Here is a 21,428-nt window from a genome sequence, read left to right as displayed (position 1 = left end):
CCCAAAGAGCTCTATCCACGGAGATTCCGGCGTCACGCTGGGCAGATGCTCCCCCTTGGGATGTCCACTTTCGGTCGGGAAGTGTATCGAAGGCTGGGACCGTTGCCGCGATCGCGAAGATGCTTAGAACAATGCTGGTTGATCTGTTTCGTCAACCCGAAGAACGCCGAGCAACTGCCATGTCTGCGGGCGCTTAGCCATGTTGCCGACGCAGAAGAGCATTCCCCGTTCTGCGTATTGTTCGTTGAACGTTGCGCTCATCCAGTCGAGCGTCGCCTTGTCCGATCCTTCACGCCTTCGCCCGTTGAAGAACATGGCATGAGCTTCCCAGTCCCCATTTGCGTAATCATGTGGGCCACTGCCATCTTCAAATTTGAAGCGAAATTCAAAAGGGCTTGGCTCCAGTGCCGCAAGCTGCTTGTCAAAAAAGGATCCCTGGCTTGCGGCTTGTTCATAGATTTTTCGCTCGGCTTCGAGCTCCGCATCTGCCTTTGCCTTGTAATAGAAGCGCGTATTCCTGGGCCGAATTAGTGCGAGAGACTTACCGGCGGCAGCAGCGTCTTTCACCGAGTTTGAAACAAGTGGGTCGAGAAATGCTGAGCGGTCCTTTGCAGGCATTGACCCGTCTACAACGATGGAGTCCTCCATCACATGGCAACTTTCACTTCTGCGGTCGCTTGTTGGTGGCCGATATTTGAAATCGACCCAATCCCATCGCTTAAAAGAAGCACCTTCGCCCAAATGCCGAAAACGAACCGGAAATAACCGTTTGAATTCGCCGTAGGGCGTCACCCCGGCGCAGCAAACTGTTTCCCCATGTGTAGCGCTACGCTGCGGTAACGCTTTCACTAGGATGGAAACGCGGCAATTTTGCAGCGTGACGGACATAGCGCTCTGGATCGTCAGCAAAAAGGTTAAAAATATTGAAGCCGAGTTGATCGGTTACTTCACGAGCAACGATCGTTCGATGGCAAGTTTCTGGGTCGCGCTCGAAACACAGCAAGCACGTGGCCGCAGTGCTGACCGTATCCTTCAGATCCTGAAGTGCATCCTGAGCAGCATCTGTTTCGATGTGGTCGCCATAGATCGAACGAAATAGATCAAATTTGCCTGCACGGGCCGCTTCCCTGCCAGGTTTCGGATCTCCAAGTGCGACGAAATGAAAATACTCAATGCCTTCTTCAGCGAGGCGCTGGGAAAGCTTTTTCTTAGAAAATCCGGGTTTGCGTGAAACTGCAACCGCACGCACATCGGCAAGTTGTTGGACCCCGGCAGCCTTCAGAGTCCGCACGAACCTATCGATATCTGTGCCCTCATACCCGACTGTGAATAGAATGCTCATGCCTGTATCCTTTTCTTGAACCCTAACACGCCTGAATCTTGTCGTGAATCCCCTGAATCGCACAGATTCCTTAAGTTTCATGGTGACGGCAAAGGGCTGCCAAGTGGCTTCTTTGGCGCGCCCACTCAGATGGTAGCGGCTTGCGAAGCGCCTCCAGAGTGAGATCGGCAGGCTGGCAACCACTCAGAATTGCCTCGACGATATCTGGGTCAAGCTGCGCCAACCGCAGAGTTCTGCTGAGATACGGCGCCGCGATTCCTTCATGTGCAGCCAGTTCGGAGATCGTCGGGAAAGCTCCGCCTTCAAGCATTTTCTGCCAGCGAAACGCACGCGACAGCGCCTTGACCAGCGTGTTGTCCGTTCGTCGTGCCTGCGCCGCGCCCTCCGGCAGTTGCATCTCCTTCCGGCCGCCACGTCTAACAATGTGGAACGGGACGTGCAGCGTCACGGTGTCCGGGATCGGCGTCCTTCTGGTCATGCTGCCGCCTCGATACCGCCTGCAAGCATCTCGCGCGCAAGGCCACTGAGGCCGTCGACGCGCAGGCGCACGTTGAGTCCGTCCGTGCCGATGTCGACGCGTTCGACCAGCAGCGCCACGATGCGCGCTTGTTCGGCGGGGAACAGTTCGTCCCACAGCGGGTCGAATTGTTGCAGGGCCGTACAAGCTTCGGCCTCGGTTATCTCGCCCTCCTGCGTGTGTGCCGCTTTCCATGTGCCCGCCACGATTTCGGGTTGGCGGAACACGGCGCGGAGCTGGTCGATGACGGCGGCCTCGATCTCGCCTGCTGGAACCCGGCCGACCGGGCATGACCCCGCACCATGCTTCAGCACTGTCTGGCTGACATAGTAGCGGTAGAGCTTGCCGCCCTTCCGCGTGTGGGTCGGGGAGAACGCCGCGCCATCCGGACCGTAGAGCAGCCCTTTGAGCAGCGCGGGCGTATCGGCGCGGGTGCGGGCGGCGCGCTTGCGGGGGCTTTCGGTCAGGATCGCGTGGACCTTGTCCCAGACCTCCCTGTCGATGATCGCATCGTGCTCGCCCGGATAGCTCTCGCCCTTGTGGACCGCCTCGCCGACATAGGCGCGGTTGTTCAGCATCCGGTAGAGGTATTTCTTGTCGATCCGGTTGCCGCGGGGCGTGCGGATGCCGCGTTTCGCCACCTCCCGCGCCAGTTCCGTGCCTGAGCCGATCTCAAGGAAGCGGGCGAAGATCCAGCGGACGTGTTCGGTGCGCTCATTATCCTCCACCAGCTTGCGGTTCTCGACACGGTAGCCGTAGGGCGGCACACCGCCCATCCACATGCCCTTCTTCCGGCTCGCGGCGACCTTGTCGCGGATGCGCTCGGCCGTCACCTCACGCTCGAACTGGGCGAAGGACAGCAGGATGTTAAGCGTCAGCCGGCCCATCGACGTGGTCGTGTTGAAGGACTGCGTCACCGACACGAAGGTCACGCCATTGCGGTCAAATACCTCGACCAGCTTGGCAAAATCGGCCAGTGAGCGGCTGAGGCGATCGATCTTGTAGACAACGACCACGTCGACCAGCCCGTCCTCAATATCTGCCATGAGCTGTTGCAGGCCGGGGCGGTCGAGTGTCCCGCCGGAAATGCCACCGTCGTCATACTGATCTCGGACCAGCACCCAGCCCTCCGACCTCTGGCTGGCGATGTAGGCTTCGCAGGCTTCCCGTTGGGCGTGGAGCGAGTTGAATTCCTGCTCGAGCCCTTCCTCGGAGGATTTGCGCGTGTAGATCGCGCAGCGCAGTTTTCTAACAATCGGTTTGGTCATGCGCCCCTCCGATGGTTTTTCAGGCCGAAGAACACCCAGCCGTTCCAGCGGGTGCCGGTGATGGCGCGAGCAATGGCCGACAGCGATTTGTAAGGGCGGCCCTGCCAGTCGAAGCCGTCCGCGGTGACGGTGACGACGTGCTCGAGGGCTATGACATTGGCGCGCTGGAGAGCCCGCGCGCGTCCATCACCACGCTGTCACGGCATTTCGGCTTCGACGCGGTCGAGACCGAGGGCGAGATCCGTTTCGTCATGCGCGGTCAGGCGGCAGTGGCCAGCGTTACGCATGACGATCTGGTCGCCGCGCGCGAGGGCGACGTGCTGGAAATGACCCGTGGGCAGGAAACTGAATTGCCGCAGGCCCTCAAATGGCAGGTGGCGCGTGCCGATGAGGACTATGACGCCGCCCTTGTCGAGGCGCGCCGCATCACGGTCGATACGACCCGGATCGCCTCGGAGAGCTATCCGATGGCGGTCCCGCCAGAGGAGGCCGAGCGTCGGTGCCGTCGCGCGCTGATGGAAGCCTGGACCGGGAGGGAGACGGTCGCGGTTCGTTTGCCACCCTCGCGGCTAGCATTGGATCCGGCCGATGTCGTCACATTGGACCATGACGGTCGGAACATCCCGCTGCGGCTGGTCTCCATCGCGGATGCCGAGGCACGTGGGATCGAGGCCGTTCGCCAGGATCGTGAGGCCCACGACCTTCCGCCCGGATCGCCACGGCCCTCATCGCTTTCGCAAACCGTGGTGTTCGGCGCACCCGAGGTGGCGCTGCTGGACCTGCCGCAACTGACAGAGGATCAACCCGCGCATCGGCCTTTCGCCGCGGCGCACGCCGTTCCCTGGCCGGGCGAAATGGCGGTGTTCCGCAGTCCCTCTACCGATGGCTTCGAGCTGCTGACGTCATTTGGCGGACGGGCCCGGATCGGGACACTTGTTTCGGATTTCTACGCGGGTCCGACCTCGCGCTTCGATCTCGGCAATGCGCTGGTGGTCGACTTGCTGACCGGCACGCTGGAGAGTGTCACCGACCTGGCGCTGTTCGGCGGGGCGAACGCGTTGGCGATAGAGAGTGCATCGGGCGTCTGGGAAATCGTGCAGGCGGGCGTGGCGGAACTGATCGCCCCCGGCCGGTATCGGCTCACCCGGCTGCTGCGCGGCCAGCGCGGCACGGAAGCAACCATGGCCAATCCGGCTCCGGCAGGCGCGCGGGTGGTGGTGCTGGACGACGCTCTGGCCTCGTTGCCAATCGCCGAGGCTGATCTCGGGCTGCCGTGGAACTGGCGCATCGGTCCCGCAAGCCAGTCTGTGAGCGACGATACCTATGTTGCGGCCAGTTTCACGCCAGTTGGTGCGGGACTGCGACCCTTCTCGGTGGCCCATGTCGAGCAGCCATGGCGCAAACCGCGCACGCCCGGCGATCTGACGATCCGCTGGACACGCCGGTCCCGGGCACTCGCGGCCGACAGCTGGGGCGCGGTCGACGTACCGCTCGCCGAGGAGACCGAAGCCTACGAGGTCGAGATCCTCGACGGGGCGACGGTGAAGCGGTTGCTAAGTACGTCCGCGGCCAACGTGGTCTATGCCGCCGCCGACCAGACCGACGACTGGGGCGCGCCGCTCGGGCCCGGCGACACGCTCGATATCCGCATCTTCCATCTCTCCGCCCTGACCGGGCGGGGTGCGCCGAAGACCATCACGCTCCAACTCTGAGGACCGCTATGTCCGACACCACGACCAATCTGCTGCTCCCATACATTCTGGCGGCGCAGGCCCAGAAGCACGTCACCCACAACGAGGCGCTGCGGGTCCTCGACGGGCTAGTGCAGCTCTCCGTCCTCGACCGGGACCTGACCGCGCCGCCCGCCAGCCCCGCAGATGGCGACCGCTACATCGTCGCCTCAGGCGCGACCGGGGACTGGACGGGCTGGGATCTGAACGTCGCGCTCTGGACCGATGGCGCCTGGATCCGCTTGCCACCCCGGACCGGCTGGCGGGCATGGGTCGAGGACGAGGGGCTGCTGCTGGTCTACGACGGCGCGGGCTGGACCGGGACCACACCGGCGGCGGTGCAGAACATGGCGCTCCTGGGGATCGGCACGACGGCGGATGCGTCGAATCCGTTCTCGGCCAAACTCAACTCGGCGCTCTGGACGGCAAAGACCGTGGCCGAGGGTGGGACCGGCGATCTGTTCTACACTATGAACAAGGAGGCGGCGGGCAACGATCTCGGGCTGACGCTGCAGACGGGCTTCGTGACCAAGGCGCTGGTCGGGCTCTTCGGCTCCGACCGCTTCCGGCTCGCGGTCTCGGCCGACGGCAGCACGTTCTTCGACGGGCTCAGCGTCGACAACGCCACCGGCATTGTCGATCAGCCGCGGCTGCCGCGCTTCAAGGCCTACACGAACTACGACAACTATGTCGGGGTCGGGACCTGGACGAAAGTCGGCCTCAACAACACCGACTACAACGATCAGGGTGCCTTTGATGCCGGGACCAACCTGTTTACAGCCCCCGTGGATGGTACCTACCTCTTTGGCGCAACGCTCCTTTACAAGGTCAATTCCAGCACAGCGGCCCGGATGCGCGGGCGGCTCGTCCTGAACGGCGCGACTGAAATCCGAGGGTCCTACGGCGAGATCAGTGGCGCGCATGTCTCGGAGGCGACGGCGCTGTGGCTACAGACGATGGTGCCGCTGACCGCTAGCGATACCGTTGAACTGCAGGGGTATTTCCGCGCGCAGGATGGTTATTTCGCGGCGGATCAAACGTCCCTTTGGGGCTGCAAGATCGGCTGAGCGGCGGAAGGATTACCCCATGACACCACCTCGATCCGATCAGGGCTTCGTCCGCATACCCGACGCTGATTTCGAGGCCATGCTAGCACGCGCCGCAGAAGAGGGCGCGAAACGCGCATTGGCCGATGTCGGCCTCGATGGTGAAGAGGCAGCGCTCGATATCCGCGACCTGCGATCCTTGCTCGACTGCGTGCGGCTGGTGCGCCGCACCGCGATGCAGACCGCTGTCCGCATGATCACGACCGGCGTCATGTTGGCGCTGCTGGCGGGCATCGCAATCAAGCTGAAAATCTTCGGCGGCGGTCCATAGCCGCTCGCCATCCCAAACCGTTTGCCCAACTGACCCGCTTAAGTGGCGGGTCTTTTTGTTTCTGGAGAACACCATGACGACGACGTTTTACCACCATTGGCGCGACGTGCCAGAAAGCGCCTGGACCTGGAGCAACTTCTCCCCCGCCGAAATTGCCTGCCGCGGCACCGGCAAACTGCTGATCAACGAGCCCGCGCTCGACAAGCTGCAGGCGCTGCGCGACCGGCTGCGTAAGCCGCTCATCGTTCGCTCCGCCTATCGCAGCCCGGAGCATAACCGCGCCGTTGGCGGTGCGACGCGTTCCAAGCACATGGGCGGCGCTGCTTTCGACATTGCTATGTCGAACCATGATCCGGTGGCCTTCGAGGCGGCGGCACGAGCAGTCGGGTTTCTGGGCTTCGGCTTCTATCCGCGCTCGGGTTTCATCCATGTCGACCTCGGCCCATCGCGCCAATGGGGCGACCGCTTCCCGGTCCGCGCGACTGCCTTCGCCGAGGAATCGCCTCCTGCGCGCGAGGTGCTGGCCCAGAGCCGCACCATGAAAGGCGGCGGGGCAGCTGGTGTGGCGACACTGGGCGCAGCCGGGGTCGAGGTGGCGCAAGGCGTCCTGGCAGAGACCCAGACCGCCATCCTGCCGCTCGTGCCGTATCTCGACACCCTGCGCTGGGTTTTCATCGTAGTCGCGCTCGGGGGCATCGCGGTCACGATCTACGCCCGCCTCGACGATTGGAAGCGGGGGCGGCGGTGATCGCCGCGCTCCTCACAGGGATCGCGGCCAGCCCGGGGGTTCGGGTGGCGTTGCGCTACGCCGCCACAGTGCTGGCCGTGCTCCTGTTCCTGCTTTCGCTTCGGCGGTCCGGCGAGCGAGCGGGACGCTTATCCAAGCCCGGCCACCATGCACATCAACACCCCCACATCCATAGGAGGCAACGACGCGTGCAGTTTCGGGCTGTCACATTGCTCCCAGAGGTGGTCTGCTGATTTCGCCATGCGCCTCGCAGCGCAAGGAAATTGACGCGCTATGTTTGCTGGTACGGACCCTTCTGAGCATCCGAGAACGCCAAGAACGCACCAATGCCTAGAAGAACTGCACAAATTAAGGAAAATACGCCAAATCCAAAAGCCCAAAGAATTCCAGCCGCTGAAAAACCCATTAGCGCTCCGCCGACCTTTCCATTCTTGAAAGCCACCCCGGCGCCTACGAGGCCAACAATCGGCATTAGAATGGACATTGTCCTATAAAAGGCCAGAGTTGACTGAACGTCAGCATTCACACGCGCAGAATTGGCATCGCCATTAAACGAAGCAATTCCAGACATTGCACTTGATCCAAAGCCAGCAAGCTTGAAGCCAATCACGCCGACAATTAGCGCTATAACCCCACCGATAATACCGAGAATTCCACCAGCCTTCATCTCTAACTCCAGTCAAAATATCCCAACCAGCCTGATGGTGCCGGGGGGGGGGGGCGGAGTGTCAACAGAAAAGTGATGGCTGAGAGCTGTACGACATTCTTCGTCAGGTCGAGCCCGACCGTGGTAATCTCCGATATGACCGCTCTCCACTATGGATCGTTGCAGACCCACCTTCGCACATCGATGCCGTCGGGGGGCGATCACACCATCAGAAACTGCCCGCAGGGATCAACCAGAACGGGTTCTGAAAATCCGCAGGTGCTTCGCCGTGTCATCTATCTCTATCCGCCGGGTCGGCACCAAGAAAAGTGTGTCAAGAAAGCAAAAGGCTCATTCACACAAGAACGAAATCACCGTTGAATTGCTACCTCGCGAAAACGAAAGAAGCTCTACACGAACGTCTCGGACTTCTTGGGGAACTGTACTTATCCGCTCGAAGAGGCAAGAAAGTTCGGTTCTGTCAGGCATGGCAGACTGGGTTAGGGCCATCCAGTTCTCCCAAGAGAAATCCTGCTTCGAGCGGAACTCTCTTTCCAGCCTCGCAAACGGCGAAGAGGTGACGTGATTGACACGATAATGGCGCTCGCCGTCGTGTGTGACTGTCGCAAGCCCTTCAACCGGTCCGAGTCTGAGCGTGGCGCCACGTTCAAGACGATCAAGTGTCCCCAGATGGTCGATTTCGAGCGCGGCGGCGAGGTCGTCAATGTTTCCGCGTCCAGTCTCAACGAAGTTCTCCGCCTGAGCGACGATCCCGTCACGGCGGCGTTGAAATTCGGCCGTAAGAGCATCTGCCCTTGCCTGAGCAAGTCGCTGCTGCTCGCTGGCGACCCGGTTGCGTTCGGCCTGCTGCAACTCGTTTTGCATGGCGCGGGCAGCCGGATTAGAGAACTCGCGCCATGTCAAGTTTTCTTTCTCGTTGTTCCGGCCTCGCACAACTTGTTCCCCATTCAGCTCAATTGCGACGACGATGTTGGAGAACCCTTTTCTATCGACCGGGCACTCGGCTTGCGCGTATCGCGCACCGCGACGCATCAATTCGTCAGCGACCCAAGAATTCTCGAAATAGGTTTGCGGCGTGCCCACCGGTGCCTTGATGTTGACGGAGCGAAAGCCCGAAATGCCTTGGTCGCAGCTTGAAAGGCTGAAGTCGAAGGCTTTTAGGTCAATATCATAGCGTAACACCCCATCCGACAGCGCAATACCCCAGTTCGGACCGACGCGTGTGCGCCAGATGACTTCCGGCCCGCGCATCCATTCTATCGTCCCAGGCCCTGAAGCGCGCCCATTCTGGCAATCGCCATTCCACCGAACCCCGGTTGCTTCGCTCCAGCCGTTCGAAAGCGCGCAACCGGTCCGTTCGGAGCGAATATCGGGTAGATTTCGCCCGTAAATCTCGCTTGTGATCACGGTTGAAACAATCGGGTTCCGGGGGCGTTCAACGACATCGGTCACGCGGAACGTCCCGGAAAAGGCGCCGCCAGGGTTGACAAAAAGCATCTCGCCGGATGCGCAGTAGTACAATTGGTAATTTGAGGCGGCGCACTGCGCATTATTGGGATTGAGACAGAAGCGATCGCCCTCGATCATCTGCCGTGTGACTGGGCGCACGGCTGTGCGGCCTCGCTGGTCGACAACCGTCATATTAGCATCGTCAAAGAGCTTCATACGGAGTTCAGGCGAAATGGGGCCATGTGCTTGGGCGCAGCCACTGAGACTCGTTCCAGGATAGGTCGAAACCACATCTAGTAAGACTTTCTCTATACCGGGAAGCCGCGCCCAAGCATTGGCCGAACCAATAATCGACGAAGAAGTCGTTTGGGCTCCACTATTGTCATTTTCGCTTGAAGGTTCACGTCTCCAGACCCACTCGTCAATGCCGTTAGTCGTTCGTCCAGTTCTAATGGTAATTGTATCGCCTTCAACCGAACCTAAGATTTCGTACCATTGTCCATTCCGGAAACGCCAGGAACCTGAGAAATCAGTGCCTTGTAGGCGCTCAATTCGCAAGATCTCGCTGTTGATTGGGCGAGCGGAATCTCCGCCGCTGATGACCTTTGCCGTCAGCTCTTCGAAGCGGAAAGTCCATTTCCAGCCTTGACCTGACTGGACCCAAACACCATCGAAAACATCGACGCTAAGCGGGGAAACTTGAGCACTGTCTACATTTGCGGAAGCGCTGTCCCCATGCGCTTCTGGTGTTCCCGCTGTTTCGGCGGTGGCTACTGAACCGGAAGCCGGGTGTAGTGATCGGAGGGCGGTCGACTTCAGGAATGTCTCTACGAGAACCTTCGGCGCGTCGTTGCCACCACTTGCAAGCCGAACCAGAAGATCGATTGGTCCTTCGGCCGAGAGTGGCGTGAGTCCCTGCGTGGCATCCCCAACGGCCCGCATCCTTTCGATCTCGGCCCGTGCTGATTCAGCATCCCCGCGGCCAAGTGCTTCAAGGGCACGGTATCCGATCACAGTGACATTGTATGAAGAACTCGCATCGTCGGCTCCCACAATGTCGCGGAGGTTTTCCCGCGTCATCGCGAACCAGTCGGTCTTCAGAGCCTCCGACTTCTCACCAGGATGCTTGCGGACGAGTTCTGCGGTGATTTCGGCTCCATTTGCGACCGCGAAGAGACCACTCGCCTGAGTCCGCGAAAGCGCGTTGGTTGCCTGATAAATCTCATAGACATCATTCAGCCGATCCACGATGGGTCCTACCAAGGAGGCACCTGTCGGGTCGGTGCCGGTTGCCAGAAGCCCGACGCTCTCCACGATGGTAGCATCGACAAACGCGCGCAAAGGCACCTGCCATTCATTCGGAAGTTGCGACAGTGGACCGGATGCAAACATATATCCTGCAACGAGATCGCCTGCCGCCTCTGCGAAGGCAGCTTCGCCAGCGTTCACGACTATGTCGGATCCAACAACGGCAAGCATTGCTTCGGGGTCGAGGACGAATTCGGCAGCGAAATCTTTGGCGCTTATGCCAAGGAGCGCCGCGGTACCATCAGGCTCCATCCCGCCAATTAGCGTGAACGCGGTCTGGAGGAGTTCGGCCGTCGCAGCCTTGTCCGCAGCAAGGACATAGTCGAGACTAGCGATGATCTCGCGAAAGTCAGGCGTATCAACAGCTTCGACTGGCGATACGGCACCAGAAGTAGTTGCTGCTTGGACGGAACTGTTTGCATGAGCGCCCTGGAGTTCAGCATTCAGCGCTTCAGCCGCGACGCTGGTTCCTAGATCGATGCACTTTATAAAGATCCCCTCGTGGTTACTGACAAGGCAGTCTCCCAGTTGATCCGGTTGCCCCCATACCACCACCTCTCTGCCGGTAGGAAGCTTCTCGACGCTTTCATAGACCGCCGAAGACTCCCGCCAATAGCGGCTCAATAGCTCAGTTGGACGCTGTGTTTTTGCATAGGTAAATGCGGGAGGCGGCGGTGGCTGGCCTTCGCGTAGGGACAGTTCTTCGACAAAACCCGTGCCCCTTGTCAAAAGACTGTCGGCAGGCCAGCCGTTAGCTTGAACAATATCGGCCAATCCATCGAATTCCGGCTCCGAAAGGATCGTCCCGGTGATCGCGTGCCAACCATTCTCAGTCCGGAATATCCGAGCTCCTTCACCCATGTTATATGCGAATTCTCGGGCATCAGATAGCGACTTGCGCGATGCCAATTGAACCCAACTCGTGCCAAGGGGTGCGGTGAAATTGCCATTCGCCTTCGCCGATGCCGCAGCTATCCTTCCACTGGCAAAATCGCGCGCCAAATCGATCGTGAGGTCAGACAAATAGATCTTGTTGTCTGTTCCGACGAGGCTGACGCTCACAAGGTCGTTACGCTCAAGAACCGACATGGGCACGAAAGCCGTCGTTTCGCCATATGGTCCACTTAGGACATCATTTTGCAATCTTATGGTCGTCGCGGACCGAAAGCTGCCATCAGTCGGTTTACACCCCTCGCAGTTCTTTCTTGGTACGGCGTTGATGAAAAAGTCGATTTCAGCCCCGCGATCGACTGGATCGGCCCTCGCGGACGGATTGTGGCGTCCGTTCACGCTTTGCACGGTCAGTGTAAGCCCGCTTTCGTCCAGTCGCCCGGCGACTTGAAGCGTGCCGACGATGCCTTGTGGCGTGCCGCCCCAGTTGAGCGTCATAGTCCGGGCGAACGTGACCGGCTCCATTTTCGAAATGGCCCCGCGTGAAGCGTCGTCCGCTGCCGTTCCCGCCACTGTCTGCTGACCCGGTACTTCCGCTCCAGCCCCCCCGGGCGCAGCATCTCCGAACCAAGGGGCGAAAGCCGACCGTAGCGTGCTATTGTCGGGGCATCTGGTGAAGCGCCGAGGCGCGGCGTCACGTGGGATCGCTGTCGGCATGTCTAGGTCGATGAAACTTTCGTTCGACTGCACATCGAAGCGCCACCGACTTTCGTTCGATTGGTTTCCCTCGGAGCAGGTTCCGCGAAAAAGCGTCACGCCGTCGCGGATATCCGTCCGCCGTATCTCGCAACCGCCTTCATGCCCCCATGTGATGGAGCGCCCCCGCACAATGCGTTGCTGCAAGTGAACGGTCTCGTACGGAGCACTGGTCGCGGAACATAATGCCGGATCATCGACGTAGATACCGCTCAGCAGCGGTGTGTTCGCGTCGAGCCTTTCTGGCAACCGCGCGCCAGCGCAGGGTGCCTCAAACCCGTCGGCTCCAAGGAGGGCGTTCGCGGTGGCGGGGTCCGGTTGTCCCGTGGGCGTCAGGCAGTGCTCGACTTGGAACTCCATTAGTGCCCTGCGGGTCTGTGGGCCGGGAAACCCGTCCATTTCGCCAGCGTCGTATCCAAGGGCGTTGAGCGAAACCTGAAGACTCTCGGGCCTGCCGCGGATCACCTCGGCGGTCATTTCGACGGCTTCGGCAGGATCACCCAACAGAAGGCCGATAGGGCGCCGCTCCAAGCGGTTGCCTGTAGCGGGGCCAATTTCAAGAAACGACACCGCGCTGCCGAGGATCTCGCAGGCGCGGCAACCCTCATTTACTATCTCGACGACAGTGAAGCGCTGGGTGCCGTCAGGCAGGCGGCGGTGCGACCGGATGTCAATTCCACCGATGTTGCTGGCCCGCGGGAAGCGCTGCAGCATCTGCTGACTAGTACTGTCCCGGAATGTTCCGGGAAGATTTCGAGTAAATGGGACCTCTTGAAAGCCCAGAGCGCCATTTAGAAGAATCGGTGTGTAGTAGAAGGTGTTGCCAATGAACTGCCTGGTAGCAAGGTCTACAGCACCCAGTTCGCGAAATTCGGTACCGACACTGGACCCCGAATAATCCCCATCACTCTCAAATGAAAACGATATGGCCTCCTTCGATAGCCCGAGCGCGCGAAGACAGGCATCGGTTTCGTTCGCTGGCGCACGGCAAGGATAATAGCCCACCTCCACCCCAGCGACGAGGCTTGGCCCCCATTCGCTCGCCTCGACCGATACTTCTTTGGAAGATTCTGGTGCAGGCTTCAACAGCGTGCTTACGCGATGCCCGCCAGAGATTGACCCAACAACTGCTGGCGCGGTGCAGTCCGCATCCGCACATGCAAGCACGTCATAATTGATCGACGCCCAGTCATCGCCCTCCCATCGAAGAGTCTCGAGTTTCGGGAACGTCCACTGCCCTGGCTGAAGGTCATCAGTCTGGAGTACGACTTGGTTGCCGTTCTCCGCATCTATCAATAGCAGGTCTGCCTGCCATTCCCCTGGCGACAGGGGAATGGCAGCGTACTTGCCATCGGGCGACCATGCGACCGGCAACATGGGCTGCCGAACGTTAATTGCCTCTGCTTTTCCACGGACTGCCGTCTCGGGGACGAGATCGCTGTTCAGAACTTGCTGCGTTCCCAAATTGATCAGAGCTGCGCGCAACCCTCCCCAGTCGAGATCCCATTGCATGACAAGCGCACTTCCCGCAACCGGCGAGAAAAATAGGCGTACTTCGGTTGCGGCCGGGTCATGCGCAGCGGCAAAGAGCATTTCACCACGATACCGCACGCCGCCATTTTCAGCGACCGAGATGTCGCCGGCCGTCTCGCCAGGTCGGACCGTCCGGCGCGCCTCGCGCGTTTCGATCCAGTCACCAGCCGTAAGCTCGCGATCTCCCGCTTCCTCACTTGTCGTCTCAATTCCCGCACTCTCCGCCGCATTCTCTGCTTGAGGGTCCGATGCCTTAGTTTCTGGCGAGTCCTCCGCCGACGTCGCCGGAGGTGTTTCTGTGCCAAGATGCATAGCTAAAAACGCCCGCCGTAGAAATGTCTCCGGGTCCACCCAGTCCTTCGCAAACGTCTCTGTGCCGGAGATATCCCCTGACGGGTAGATGTTGCCGAATTCGGGATGAAGGTACTTGTAAGTCCCTTCGAAATTCCGCGCCTCGAAATGCAGATGGCAACCCTCCGCTGCACCAGTCTCGCCGACTTTTCCAATCTGGGCGCCAGCGGGAATGGTCATGCCGACGCGCCAGGGCAATCCGTCAGAACTTGAAGGTGTGCTTTGAAGATGAAGGTAGATCGAGTAGGTCACCGAACTTCCGTCGCCGTGCCGAAGAATGACCGCGTTACCCGTGTTGCGATCAAGATCGCGATCATTGCGAGCCCGGTCGATCCCGATCTGCGCAAGCTCGGAGTCCGGCACATCCTCTGCAACCACCCTCACAACACTTCCCGCAAGTGGTGAGGTTACCGGTACACCACAATCGGCCTGCCCGGGCAACCCGATGTCGAAGCCTGGATGGGTGGCATCACCGTAAGACGGGAACTCACCATGATCGAACCCAGTGATCTCGCTGCCTGCGACCAGTAATTGGTGCCATGCGGGCGCTTCCGGAAGTTTAAAAAGACTCACGGCACCCGAAGCAACTGATCGCGCCGCTGCGGTCCCTCGGAATTCTTCAGCCAAGGCCGACAGAAGCCGCCGCTTGTAAAGCGGGTCTAAGGCTCCTCCACTGCCGGTTACGGCGTCGACCAGCAGCCGGTTGGCGGTATCCTCATCGGTCTGCGCGAGCGCGAACGAAGCACCTCCTAGAAGAAGCACCGCTGACACAACAATCAACCTGAAGTTCAACATCGAGACCCACCGCTAAAACCCTGATATGGGGAGGGTACGGCAGCATTGACATATCTGGCAAGCTTCCCGAACCTGTAGTCTATCAACGGTGAGGGTTTGTCATGGCAATTTTGGTGCGACGGTTTGGGCTTGCGATGGCCTTTCTTGTCTTTGCAGCGTCTGCCTTAGCCGCACAGGACAGCCCCGAGGCCCTGCTGACAGAGGCAGAGAGCATCTACGAGGGCCCGGAGAGTTCACTGACGACCCTTTCCGCCGTGCGTGCGCTGTTGGACCGGATTGTCAATGAACATCCATCCTCTGATCTTGCCATAAGCGTGCTTTTGGCCGAGCCTGTGGGTGAAATCGACGTGGCGGGGCTCAACGCGCGATTGCAAGATCGTGATCTGTCGGAAAGCTCCGCTCTCGAGACCCCTGCAGAGAACGAACCAACGGAAAGCAGAATGACCGATGCGCCGAAGGTCGATACAGGTTCTTCGTCACCGCTAACACCAGGATCCGAGACTTCGGAATCTGCGCTGGGACTCGACAAGCAGGATATCCGTGATCTGCAGGCGAGGCTTCTTGTCTTGGGACATGATCCAAACGGCGTGGACGGGGTTATCGGGCGTGGTACCCGATCTGCGCTCAGCGCTTGGCAAGCCGCACAGGGGGCAGAGGCTACGGGCTATCTGAGCGCCGACCAGCATGTCCGGCTAAAGGCTATGTCAGAAGCCGCGCTTGCCGCATGGCGTTCCGATCCCAATAACGAACGCAAGTATTTGCCACCGCCGCCAATTTCTCTTGGTCCGCGCAATATGGCTGGAAACTGGCGCTATACGACAAACTGTGGTTCAGGAAGTCGTCTGGGTCGGATGAAAATTACTGGCGTACTCGCAATGCGCCATGCTGGCGGCAACAATTACAATGGAACGCTGTCGAATTCGCAAGGATTAAGAGGCCGCGTGAGCGCATCGCTTCGTGGACGTTCAGTAAGTGCTGTGACAAACTTCGGCTTGTTGATCGGAAAAGTCAGTCTCAGGGCGCGTGTCGACGATCAACAACTGGTTTTGCGGGGGCAAGACTCGAACGGATGTTCATTTTTTGCCACGAAGTCCTGAAGCGCCATTCGAACTCCAACCTTGGTCGCCGTGTTATTTGTCGAGTCACTGCAATGCTTGGATTGCTTGGGACCGCGTTGGGATGATCGCCTCCGGTTCAGGAAGACAAACGAAACACTACATGCGTTAGTGGACGCTCTTGAATCAAGGTCAAAAGGTTAAGTGTATTTCTTTTGCCCCTATCGTCTAGCAAGCAATATCAATGGGTTAGGCGTGGAGAAGGTTGTCTTTCAGGCCCATCCCCTCCGCCATATATCATTGAAAATATTGGAGAAATTCAGGCTTACTTGGGTTTACCCGCCAAAAAGCCCGCCAACTGTTTTGCGCTTGGATGCTATCAGGTGCGACACCTAGTTGCAGTAGCGGGGTAGCTTGTATTTTTCACTAAGGTCGCTTCCACGCGCCACGGCCTCGCGTTCAGCACCTGCATACCTTCCCTTGGAGAATCTCGGGCAGTCCCTCGCGTTACCTTCAAAAACCTGAGTTTCCCCGAGGTCGGTGCCGTCCAATGTGCAAACCGCGACAGGGCGCAGTGATTTTCCCGCTCTTGTACCGTCGAGGTAGCAAATCACGAATTTACCCTGTGCGATGCGCCTTAAGTTTTCGGCGCTCGCCCCTCCGATTTCCGTATCAAGTTCCGGGGCAGCGATACCCTGCAACCGAACTTCGACGTTTCCGAACAAGAGGCCGTCCCCATCGGCAACCGTTGCGATTACCGTCGATAGCACGGCCATGGAGAAGAATATCGCCCATCCCACCGACGCCCGGCTATACGAGACGGCACGGCGCAAGCTGGTCGGCCTGGCCCGCGAGGCCGGGATCGGGTTGCGGCAGTATTACAAGCGCCTGGCACCGCGCCTAGCCGCTCAGGTCGGACGCTCTGCCCATGTCGGCATTCCGGATCTTCACCCGCAGCGCGTCGAGAATGACGATGGGATACATCCGGTCGAACGCCCGGCTTTGCCATTCCCGGACCTCGTCGAGATCGGCGTCAGAGTCGTCGAGGAGGTCAGCGGGGCGGTGGTCGAGGTCATGCTCGACAGCGACATTTCCGCCGCGACGCAAACACTGAGCCCGCGTAGTTTCATGGGCAACGGCGCCAAGGCAGTGGCGGTCGCCTACGATTGCTCGGGGGTGTATGTCGAGACGGATCATTGATCAAACGACCTGCTCTCGATCGTACGCGGCTCAATCAGTATGCGCGGGCTTTACGCGCATCGACGTCGAATACCCTCGTCCGGTGCCACTAAATGAAGACAAGAAGCTGCGGTCAGATCGACTGGCAGACTAAAACAAGGGCGTACGTGCGCCTGATCGGTGCTACGTTCAATTTGCAGGGGCACTTACGGGTCGCAACGGGCGACGCTCCCCCCCGACCTGACGTCCTTAACAGGCGCGAAGGTTGGCTGCCTCGGGGCGGTGTCGTCAGGCACCCGGGTGCGGTCGGGGTTTGCCAATGCTCCGAAAAGCCGTGTGCGACATCGTTTTTCTTGACAGGTCAGTGTCGGAAGCGGTGACCCAAATTTTGTGTGGGGTCGCGAGGGCCCTGCTGACGGGCTTGTGGCGAAGGCAGAGGTGAGCTGAATTTACGCGTGCGGATGACTCTGGCAGAACAGTCGGAACCGAAAGGGCTTCGAGGTTTTGTCGAGTGGACAAGCCCGACGCCAGCGACAAGCGCAATCGCGAGTGGCTCCGCGTGATTTCGCCTTGAACGGTTACTTCTTTGGTTACAACGCTCGGAGGGTCAGTTAGCATGTCTCGGAGATCAGCATGCACGTCTCCTATCCCGAACCTCACGCAGGATCGATGTTGCCATGAAGAGCGCGGACCGGCGAGGGTCTATGTGATCGTCCGGGATGGAACACCTAAACCGGGCGAATTTTCTCTGTTGTGACGAGAAATTAAAGGTGGAGAAATGACATTTTATTTACCTGTGCCTCTAGACTCCGGGGTAATTACTAGCGCTCAAGGTCCAAACGCCAATCGAGGCAATGGGAATAGTCATTTCCCTGAGACGCACTGGCGCTGGGGATGGGATTTTTCAGTCAATGGAGCGGCGGTTCAGTCCATTGCAGATGGTATCGTTGTAGCTTGGCGGGACGATCTTCCGAGTTTCGGATCAAACTCGGGTGATCATGGCTTGGGCAACTATATTACAATTGAGTATGAAGGAATTGGTGGCAAAAAGCTTTATGCGACCTACGCACATCTGGCTCAAGGCTCTGTAAGTTCGTCTGGTATAGGCCTTGGCCCATTGTTCGAGGTCGAAGCAGGACAGACTATTGGTATTAGCGCCGCATCCGGACTGGCTGCGCGAACCGATGGCACCTATTCCTATCACCTGCACGTTCACTTCGGGTCAGAGCTCGAAAATGATCTGCAGTACGGAGTGTATGCAGATGGACGAAACGACGTAAGTTCGCCTGTGTCATTTGGCCAGATGATTAGCACTTGGGGTGGGGGGGCAGACTACCTTTCGTCGGGATCGTTCGGCTCGTCGTCTGGCGCAAATCATACTGGGACAAGCTCTGACGAGACCTTTTTTGGCAGTGCTCACGGTGACTACATCCATGCCGGAGGCGGTGCCGATTATATCTTTCAGGGGGGCGGGAGCGACGCAATCGATGGCGGCGATGGCATCGATACTGTCCTCTACAACCGGTCGGTGAACGACAACGATTTTTGGCGGCTCAATGAGCGGACGATTATCGTATCCGGTCCGGAGGGCTTCGATACTTTAGAGGATGTTGAGGTCCTTCGATTCTCTAACCAGAACGTGTTGGTCGATCTGATCCCGGCAGCGGGCGCGTGCGTGGTTGGCGAGGACACAGTGGCGACGTTGCCCGACAACGACGGCGCGCTGTTCCTCCGTGGCGATGCCGGCTCAACATTGTGGTTCACCCTGCCGTCCCTCGGCGTCTTGCTTGACGCCGTCCGGGGCTGGTCCGCCTGGGACATTATCCGCTCCCTCGCACCGAGCGCTAGCGCGGAGACGCTCAACCTGACCGCGACCGCCTCCGGCGCGCCATTGATGATCGAGAGAGCCTACGAACGAGTCGGTATTGTCGATTTCGGCTCTGTCGCCATTCAGGACCTCATCGACGGTGTGGCCCCGGATGATCACACAGACACGCAACCTGCTGCCCATCAGATCGGCAGCGGGACGATCACGAGCTTCACATCGGCTGCGGGCTCCATCGAGTCGCGCAGCGACGTCGACGTGTTCAGGGCCGAACTGCAAGCGGGGCAGCAATACTCATTCATCCTCTGGGCGAACAGCACGCAGAACAGTCGGCTCGATCCGGAACTGACAATCCGCGCTCCGAACGGTGCCGTCTGGCGCAACGACAACCTGACCAACAGCACGACGATGTCGTTCATCAGCTTCGTCGCGCCGGTGAGCGGAACCTACTTTTTCGAGGCGCGGGGTGTTGGCGACAGCACCGGCGCTTACTGGCTGAACATCACGCCGATCAACATCGACCCTACGGCAGACAACCTGACCCCAACCACGGGCGCAACCGACCCTGGCAACTCATATTGGGATTGGGAAGGAACCAGCGGAGACGACTACCCGAGCGAGTTGACACTTGAGCAAGGTGGTGCCCCGGACGTCAACGACGACAACCGGTATAGGGGACATGACGGTGACGATACTCTGCGTGGATTTGACGGCGACGACATCATCTGGGGGGACGATGACGAGGACCGAATCTACGGTGGGGACGGCGACGATACCATTCGTGGCGGACGCCATGATGACACGATCGATGGTGACGACGGTGATGACCTTATCTTTGGGGAAAGCGGCGACGACTTTATCGACGGTGACATCAGTTCGTCGAACGGGTTCGGACACGATACAATCTATGCCGGTGACGGTGACGACGACGTCGATGGGGGGCGAGGTAACGACTACATCAAGGGAGAGGATGACAACGACACCCTCGATGGAAACGACGGAAACGATGAGATCTATGGTGATCGTGGCAACGACTTTCTGGACGGGGACGATGGCGACGATCAACTCTTCGGGGGTCCGGGTGTCGACGATCTTGACGGCGGTGATGGACGAGATCGTCTTGCCGGGGAAAGTGGCAATGACGATCTTGACGGGGATGACGGCGACGACGCGCTTTATGGCGGCGACGACGACGACAACTTGCGCGGCGGTGCTGGCGACGACTTGTTGCATGGGGAAGACGGGACCGACACGGCCGATTTCTCCGACGGCGACGCTGGCGTCCTGATTAACCTGTTTGACGAGATCGCCGTCAGTTCAGACCTCGGGACCGACAGGCTCTACAGCATCGAGAATGTGCTGGGCTCAAACGGAAACGACGTGATCGATGGCAACCATGGGCGGAACGAAATCTATGGGGATGACGGCGACGATATCATTCGCGGCCACAACGGGAACGACACCATCGATGGCCAATGGGATGACGACGTTGTCTGGGGCGACGCGGGCGATGACTATGTCTATGGCGGAAGCGGGCACGACGAGGTCAGGGGGGGCTTGGGTAACGACCACCTGTTCGGCGGCTCTGGTGACGATCACCTACGTGGCGAACAGAACGACGATGTTATCGATGGCGGGTCTGGCGACGACACGGTCTTCTTCTGGGGTGAACACGACGACTTCTCGATCCAACTCGGTACATCTGGAGAGGTCATCGTAACGGACCTTAGGGCGGACGGTCTCGAGGGCCGAGATACGCTGACAAATATCGAGTATTTCGAGTTCTTCGATGGGATCGCCTTGGTATCCGACCTTCTGGCAAGCGCACCATCGGCTGCCAACGACACGCTCACGGTTGAGGGTGATCGTCCAGCTCTTCTGGACCTACTAGCAAACGACGCGCTCAATTCGACCGGCGCGCATTACCTGGCTGTTTCGATCTCGTCGGGAGGTGGGTCGGTCAGCATCATCGGCGGAAGCGTGGTGTTCGACCCTGGCGAGGATTTTGCGCATTTGAACGAGAGAGAAATCGAAGAGGTCACAGTATCCTACGAGATCGAGACCAACGGGTTCCAGAGAGCTACAGCGACCGCAACCATTCGTGTGGTCGGCACATCGCGGCCGGTCAATGTGGTTGCGGGCACTGACGCCCCTGAAACTTTGACGGGTGGTTCTGGTGTCGACAGCATCACTGGTTTGGGTGGGGCTGACCGGCTGGAGGGTGGCGCCGGAGCCGACACGCTTGATGGCGGCGCAGGTTCGGACACTATCTACGGCGGTGCCGGCGACGATGTTCTCGAAGGCGGCATTGGCGGCGACGATGTGAACGGCGGCTCGGGGATCGACACAGCGTCGTTTGTGACGGCTGGGTCTGGCGTTACGGCAAATCTGACGAGCGGTGTGGGCTCTCGGGGCAATGCCAATGGTGACACCTACACCTCGATCGAGAACCTGCTGGGTTCGGACCATGACGATCTGCTGACGGGCTCTTCGGGCAACAACCTGATCGAAGGCGGGCGCGGCAAGGACTCTCTGCGCGGCTCGGCGGGCAATGACACGCTGGAAGGCGGCATCGGCGGCGACGATGTGAACGGCGGCTCGGGGATCGACACAGCGTCGTTTGTGACGGCTGGGTCT

The 21,428-nt window shown here is 59.5% G+C and carries 12 protein-coding genes and 3 pseudogenes; 7 read left to right on the top strand and 8 right to left on the bottom strand.

The genetic code is table 11. The features are described 5' to 3' along the window. Positions 1–123: 123 nt before the first annotated feature. The 5 genes from AC2FLM_RS06140 to AC2FLM_RS06120 all read right to left on the bottom strand — a co-directional run bounded on the left by AC2FLM_RS06140 (position 124) and on the right by AC2FLM_RS06120 (position 3,210). Positions 124–888 (bottom strand): DUF8758 domain-containing protein, encoded by a 765-nt coding sequence (locus AC2FLM_RS06140; protein ID WP_424973465.1) that lies wholly within the window; start codon positions 886–888, stop codon positions 124–126. Further along, on the bottom strand, positions 827–1,342 hold the full coding sequence (locus AC2FLM_RS06135; RefSeq protein WP_424973466.1) for a DUF488 domain-containing protein: 516 nt from the start codon (positions 1,340–1,342) through the stop codon (positions 827–829). Before AC2FLM_RS06135 ends, AC2FLM_RS06140 begins: the two co-directional genes overlap by 62 nt. 70 nt (positions 1,343–1,412) lie before the next feature. Beyond that, positions 1,413–1,820 carry a hypothetical protein gene (locus AC2FLM_RS06130; RefSeq protein WP_496856552.1) on the bottom strand — a complete coding sequence of 136 codons (408 nt, stop codon included), beginning with the start codon at positions 1,818–1,820 and terminating at the stop codon, positions 1,413–1,415. Continuing rightward, a complete protein-coding gene (locus AC2FLM_RS06125) occupies positions 1,817–3,127 on the bottom strand; it encodes a recombinase family protein (protein ID WP_496856551.1) in 1,311 nt (436 codons plus the stop codon). Before AC2FLM_RS06125 ends, AC2FLM_RS06130 begins: the two co-directional genes overlap by 4 nt. Then, a complete protein-coding gene (locus AC2FLM_RS06120; protein WP_496856564.1) occupies positions 3,124–3,210 on the bottom strand; it encodes a DUF2924 domain-containing protein in 87 nt (28 codons plus the stop codon). Before AC2FLM_RS06120 ends, AC2FLM_RS06125 begins: the two co-directional genes overlap by 4 nt. On the opposite strand from AC2FLM_RS06120, the pseudogene AC2FLM_RS06115 reads away from it, so the two are divergent. The 4 genes and pseudogenes from AC2FLM_RS06115 to AC2FLM_RS06100 form a co-directional block, all read left to right on the top strand. Then, a pseudogene (locus AC2FLM_RS06115) lies at positions 3,178–4,839 on the top strand (phage tail protein); the annotation flags it as partial. The gene AC2FLM_RS06120 and the pseudogene AC2FLM_RS06115 sit on opposite strands and share 33 nt — an antisense overlap. A gap of 8 nt (positions 4,840–4,847) precedes the next feature. Then, on the top strand, positions 4,848–5,924 hold the full coding sequence (locus AC2FLM_RS06110) for a DUF2793 domain-containing protein (RefSeq protein WP_496856550.1): 1,077 nt from the start codon (positions 4,848–4,850) through the stop codon (positions 5,922–5,924). A gap of 19 nt (positions 5,925–5,943) precedes the next feature. Next, positions 5,944–6,234, top strand: a complete 291-nt coding sequence (locus tag AC2FLM_RS06105; RefSeq protein WP_496856549.1) for a DUF6127 family protein — start codon at positions 5,944–5,946, stop codon at positions 6,232–6,234. Between the two features lie 73 nt (positions 6,235–6,307). Next, the gene (locus tag AC2FLM_RS06100; protein WP_496856547.1) at positions 6,308–6,982 is read left to right on the top strand and encodes a YcbK family protein; all 675 of its coding nucleotides are present in this window, start codon (positions 6,308–6,310) and stop codon (positions 6,980–6,982) included. Positions 6,983–7,253: 271 nt separating this feature from the next. On the opposite strand, the gene AC2FLM_RS06095 is transcribed toward AC2FLM_RS06100, so the two are convergent. Continuing rightward, positions 7,254–7,649: a hypothetical protein gene (locus tag AC2FLM_RS06095; RefSeq protein ID WP_496856545.1), complete on the bottom strand. Its 396-nt coding sequence runs from the start codon at positions 7,647–7,649 to the stop codon at positions 7,254–7,256. Between the two features lie 330 nt (positions 7,650–7,979). Next, positions 7,980–14,732: a peptidoglycan-binding protein gene (locus AC2FLM_RS06090; RefSeq protein ID WP_496856543.1), complete on the bottom strand. Its 6,753-nt coding sequence runs from the start codon at positions 14,730–14,732 to the stop codon at positions 7,980–7,982. 101 nt (positions 14,733–14,833) lie between these two features. Between AC2FLM_RS06090 and AC2FLM_RS06085 the strand changes: the two genes are divergently transcribed. Together AC2FLM_RS06085 and AC2FLM_RS06080 are read left to right on the top strand one after the other, a co-directional pair. Beyond that, positions 14,834–15,829 carry a peptidoglycan-binding domain-containing protein gene (locus tag AC2FLM_RS06085; RefSeq protein WP_496856541.1) on the top strand — a complete coding sequence of 332 codons (996 nt, stop codon included), beginning with the start codon at positions 14,834–14,836 and terminating at the stop codon, positions 15,827–15,829. 711 nt (positions 15,830–16,540) lie between these two features. Then, positions 16,541–16,717: pseudogene (locus AC2FLM_RS06080) on the top strand (IS5/IS1182 family transposase); the annotation flags it as partial. On the opposite strand, the pseudogene AC2FLM_RS06075 reads toward AC2FLM_RS06080, so the two are convergent. After that, a pseudogene (locus AC2FLM_RS06075) lies at positions 16,718–16,825 on the bottom strand (transposase); the annotation flags it as partial. A gap of 1,144 nt (positions 16,826–17,969) precedes the next feature. Here AC2FLM_RS06075 and AC2FLM_RS06070 point away from each other — a divergent pair. After that, a partial coding sequence (locus tag AC2FLM_RS06070) for a calcium-binding protein (protein WP_496856539.1) occupies positions 17,970–21,428 on the top strand: 3,459 nt, incomplete at its 3' end.

It is taken from the genome of Ruegeria sp. SAZD011 (assembly GCF_059612545.1).
The sequence above is the reverse complement of the archived record's forward strand: the minus strand, read 5'-3'. Positions and strand labels throughout refer to the sequence as shown.

What these genes read in the sequence shown, in the direction of transcription:
- AC2FLM_RS06140 (WP_424973465.1), bottom strand. Translation starts at nt 888, where the DNA reads ATGTCCGTCACGCTGCAAAATTGCCGCGTTTCCATCCTAGTGAAAGCG.
- AC2FLM_RS06135 (WP_424973466.1), bottom strand. Translation starts at nt 1,342, where the DNA reads ATGAGCATTCTATTCACAGTCGGGTATGAGGGCACAGATATCGATAGG.
- AC2FLM_RS06130 (WP_496856552.1), bottom strand. Translation starts at nt 1,820, where the DNA reads ATGACCAGAAGGACGCCGATCCCGGACACCGTGACGCTGCACGTCCCG.
- AC2FLM_RS06125 (WP_496856551.1), bottom strand. Translation starts at nt 3,127, where the DNA reads ATGACCAAACCGATTGTTAGAAAACTGCGCTGCGCGATCTACACGCGC.
- AC2FLM_RS06110 (WP_496856550.1), top strand. Translation starts at nt 4,848, where the DNA reads ATGTCCGACACCACGACCAATCTGCTGCTCCCATACATTCTGGCGGCG.
- AC2FLM_RS06105 (WP_496856549.1), top strand. Translation starts at nt 5,944, where the DNA reads ATGACACCACCTCGATCCGATCAGGGCTTCGTCCGCATACCCGACGCT.
- AC2FLM_RS06100 (WP_496856547.1), top strand. Translation starts at nt 6,308, where the DNA reads ATGACGACGACGTTTTACCACCATTGGCGCGACGTGCCAGAAAGCGCC.
- AC2FLM_RS06095 (WP_496856545.1), bottom strand. Translation starts at nt 7,649, where the DNA reads ATGAAGGCTGGTGGAATTCTCGGTATTATCGGTGGGGTTATAGCGCTA.
- AC2FLM_RS06090 (WP_496856543.1), bottom strand. Translation starts at nt 14,732, where the DNA reads ATGTTGAACTTCAGGTTGATTGTTGTGTCAGCGGTGCTTCTTCTAGGA.
- AC2FLM_RS06085 (WP_496856541.1), top strand. Translation starts at nt 14,834, where the DNA reads ATGGCAATTTTGGTGCGACGGTTTGGGCTTGCGATGGCCTTTCTTGTC.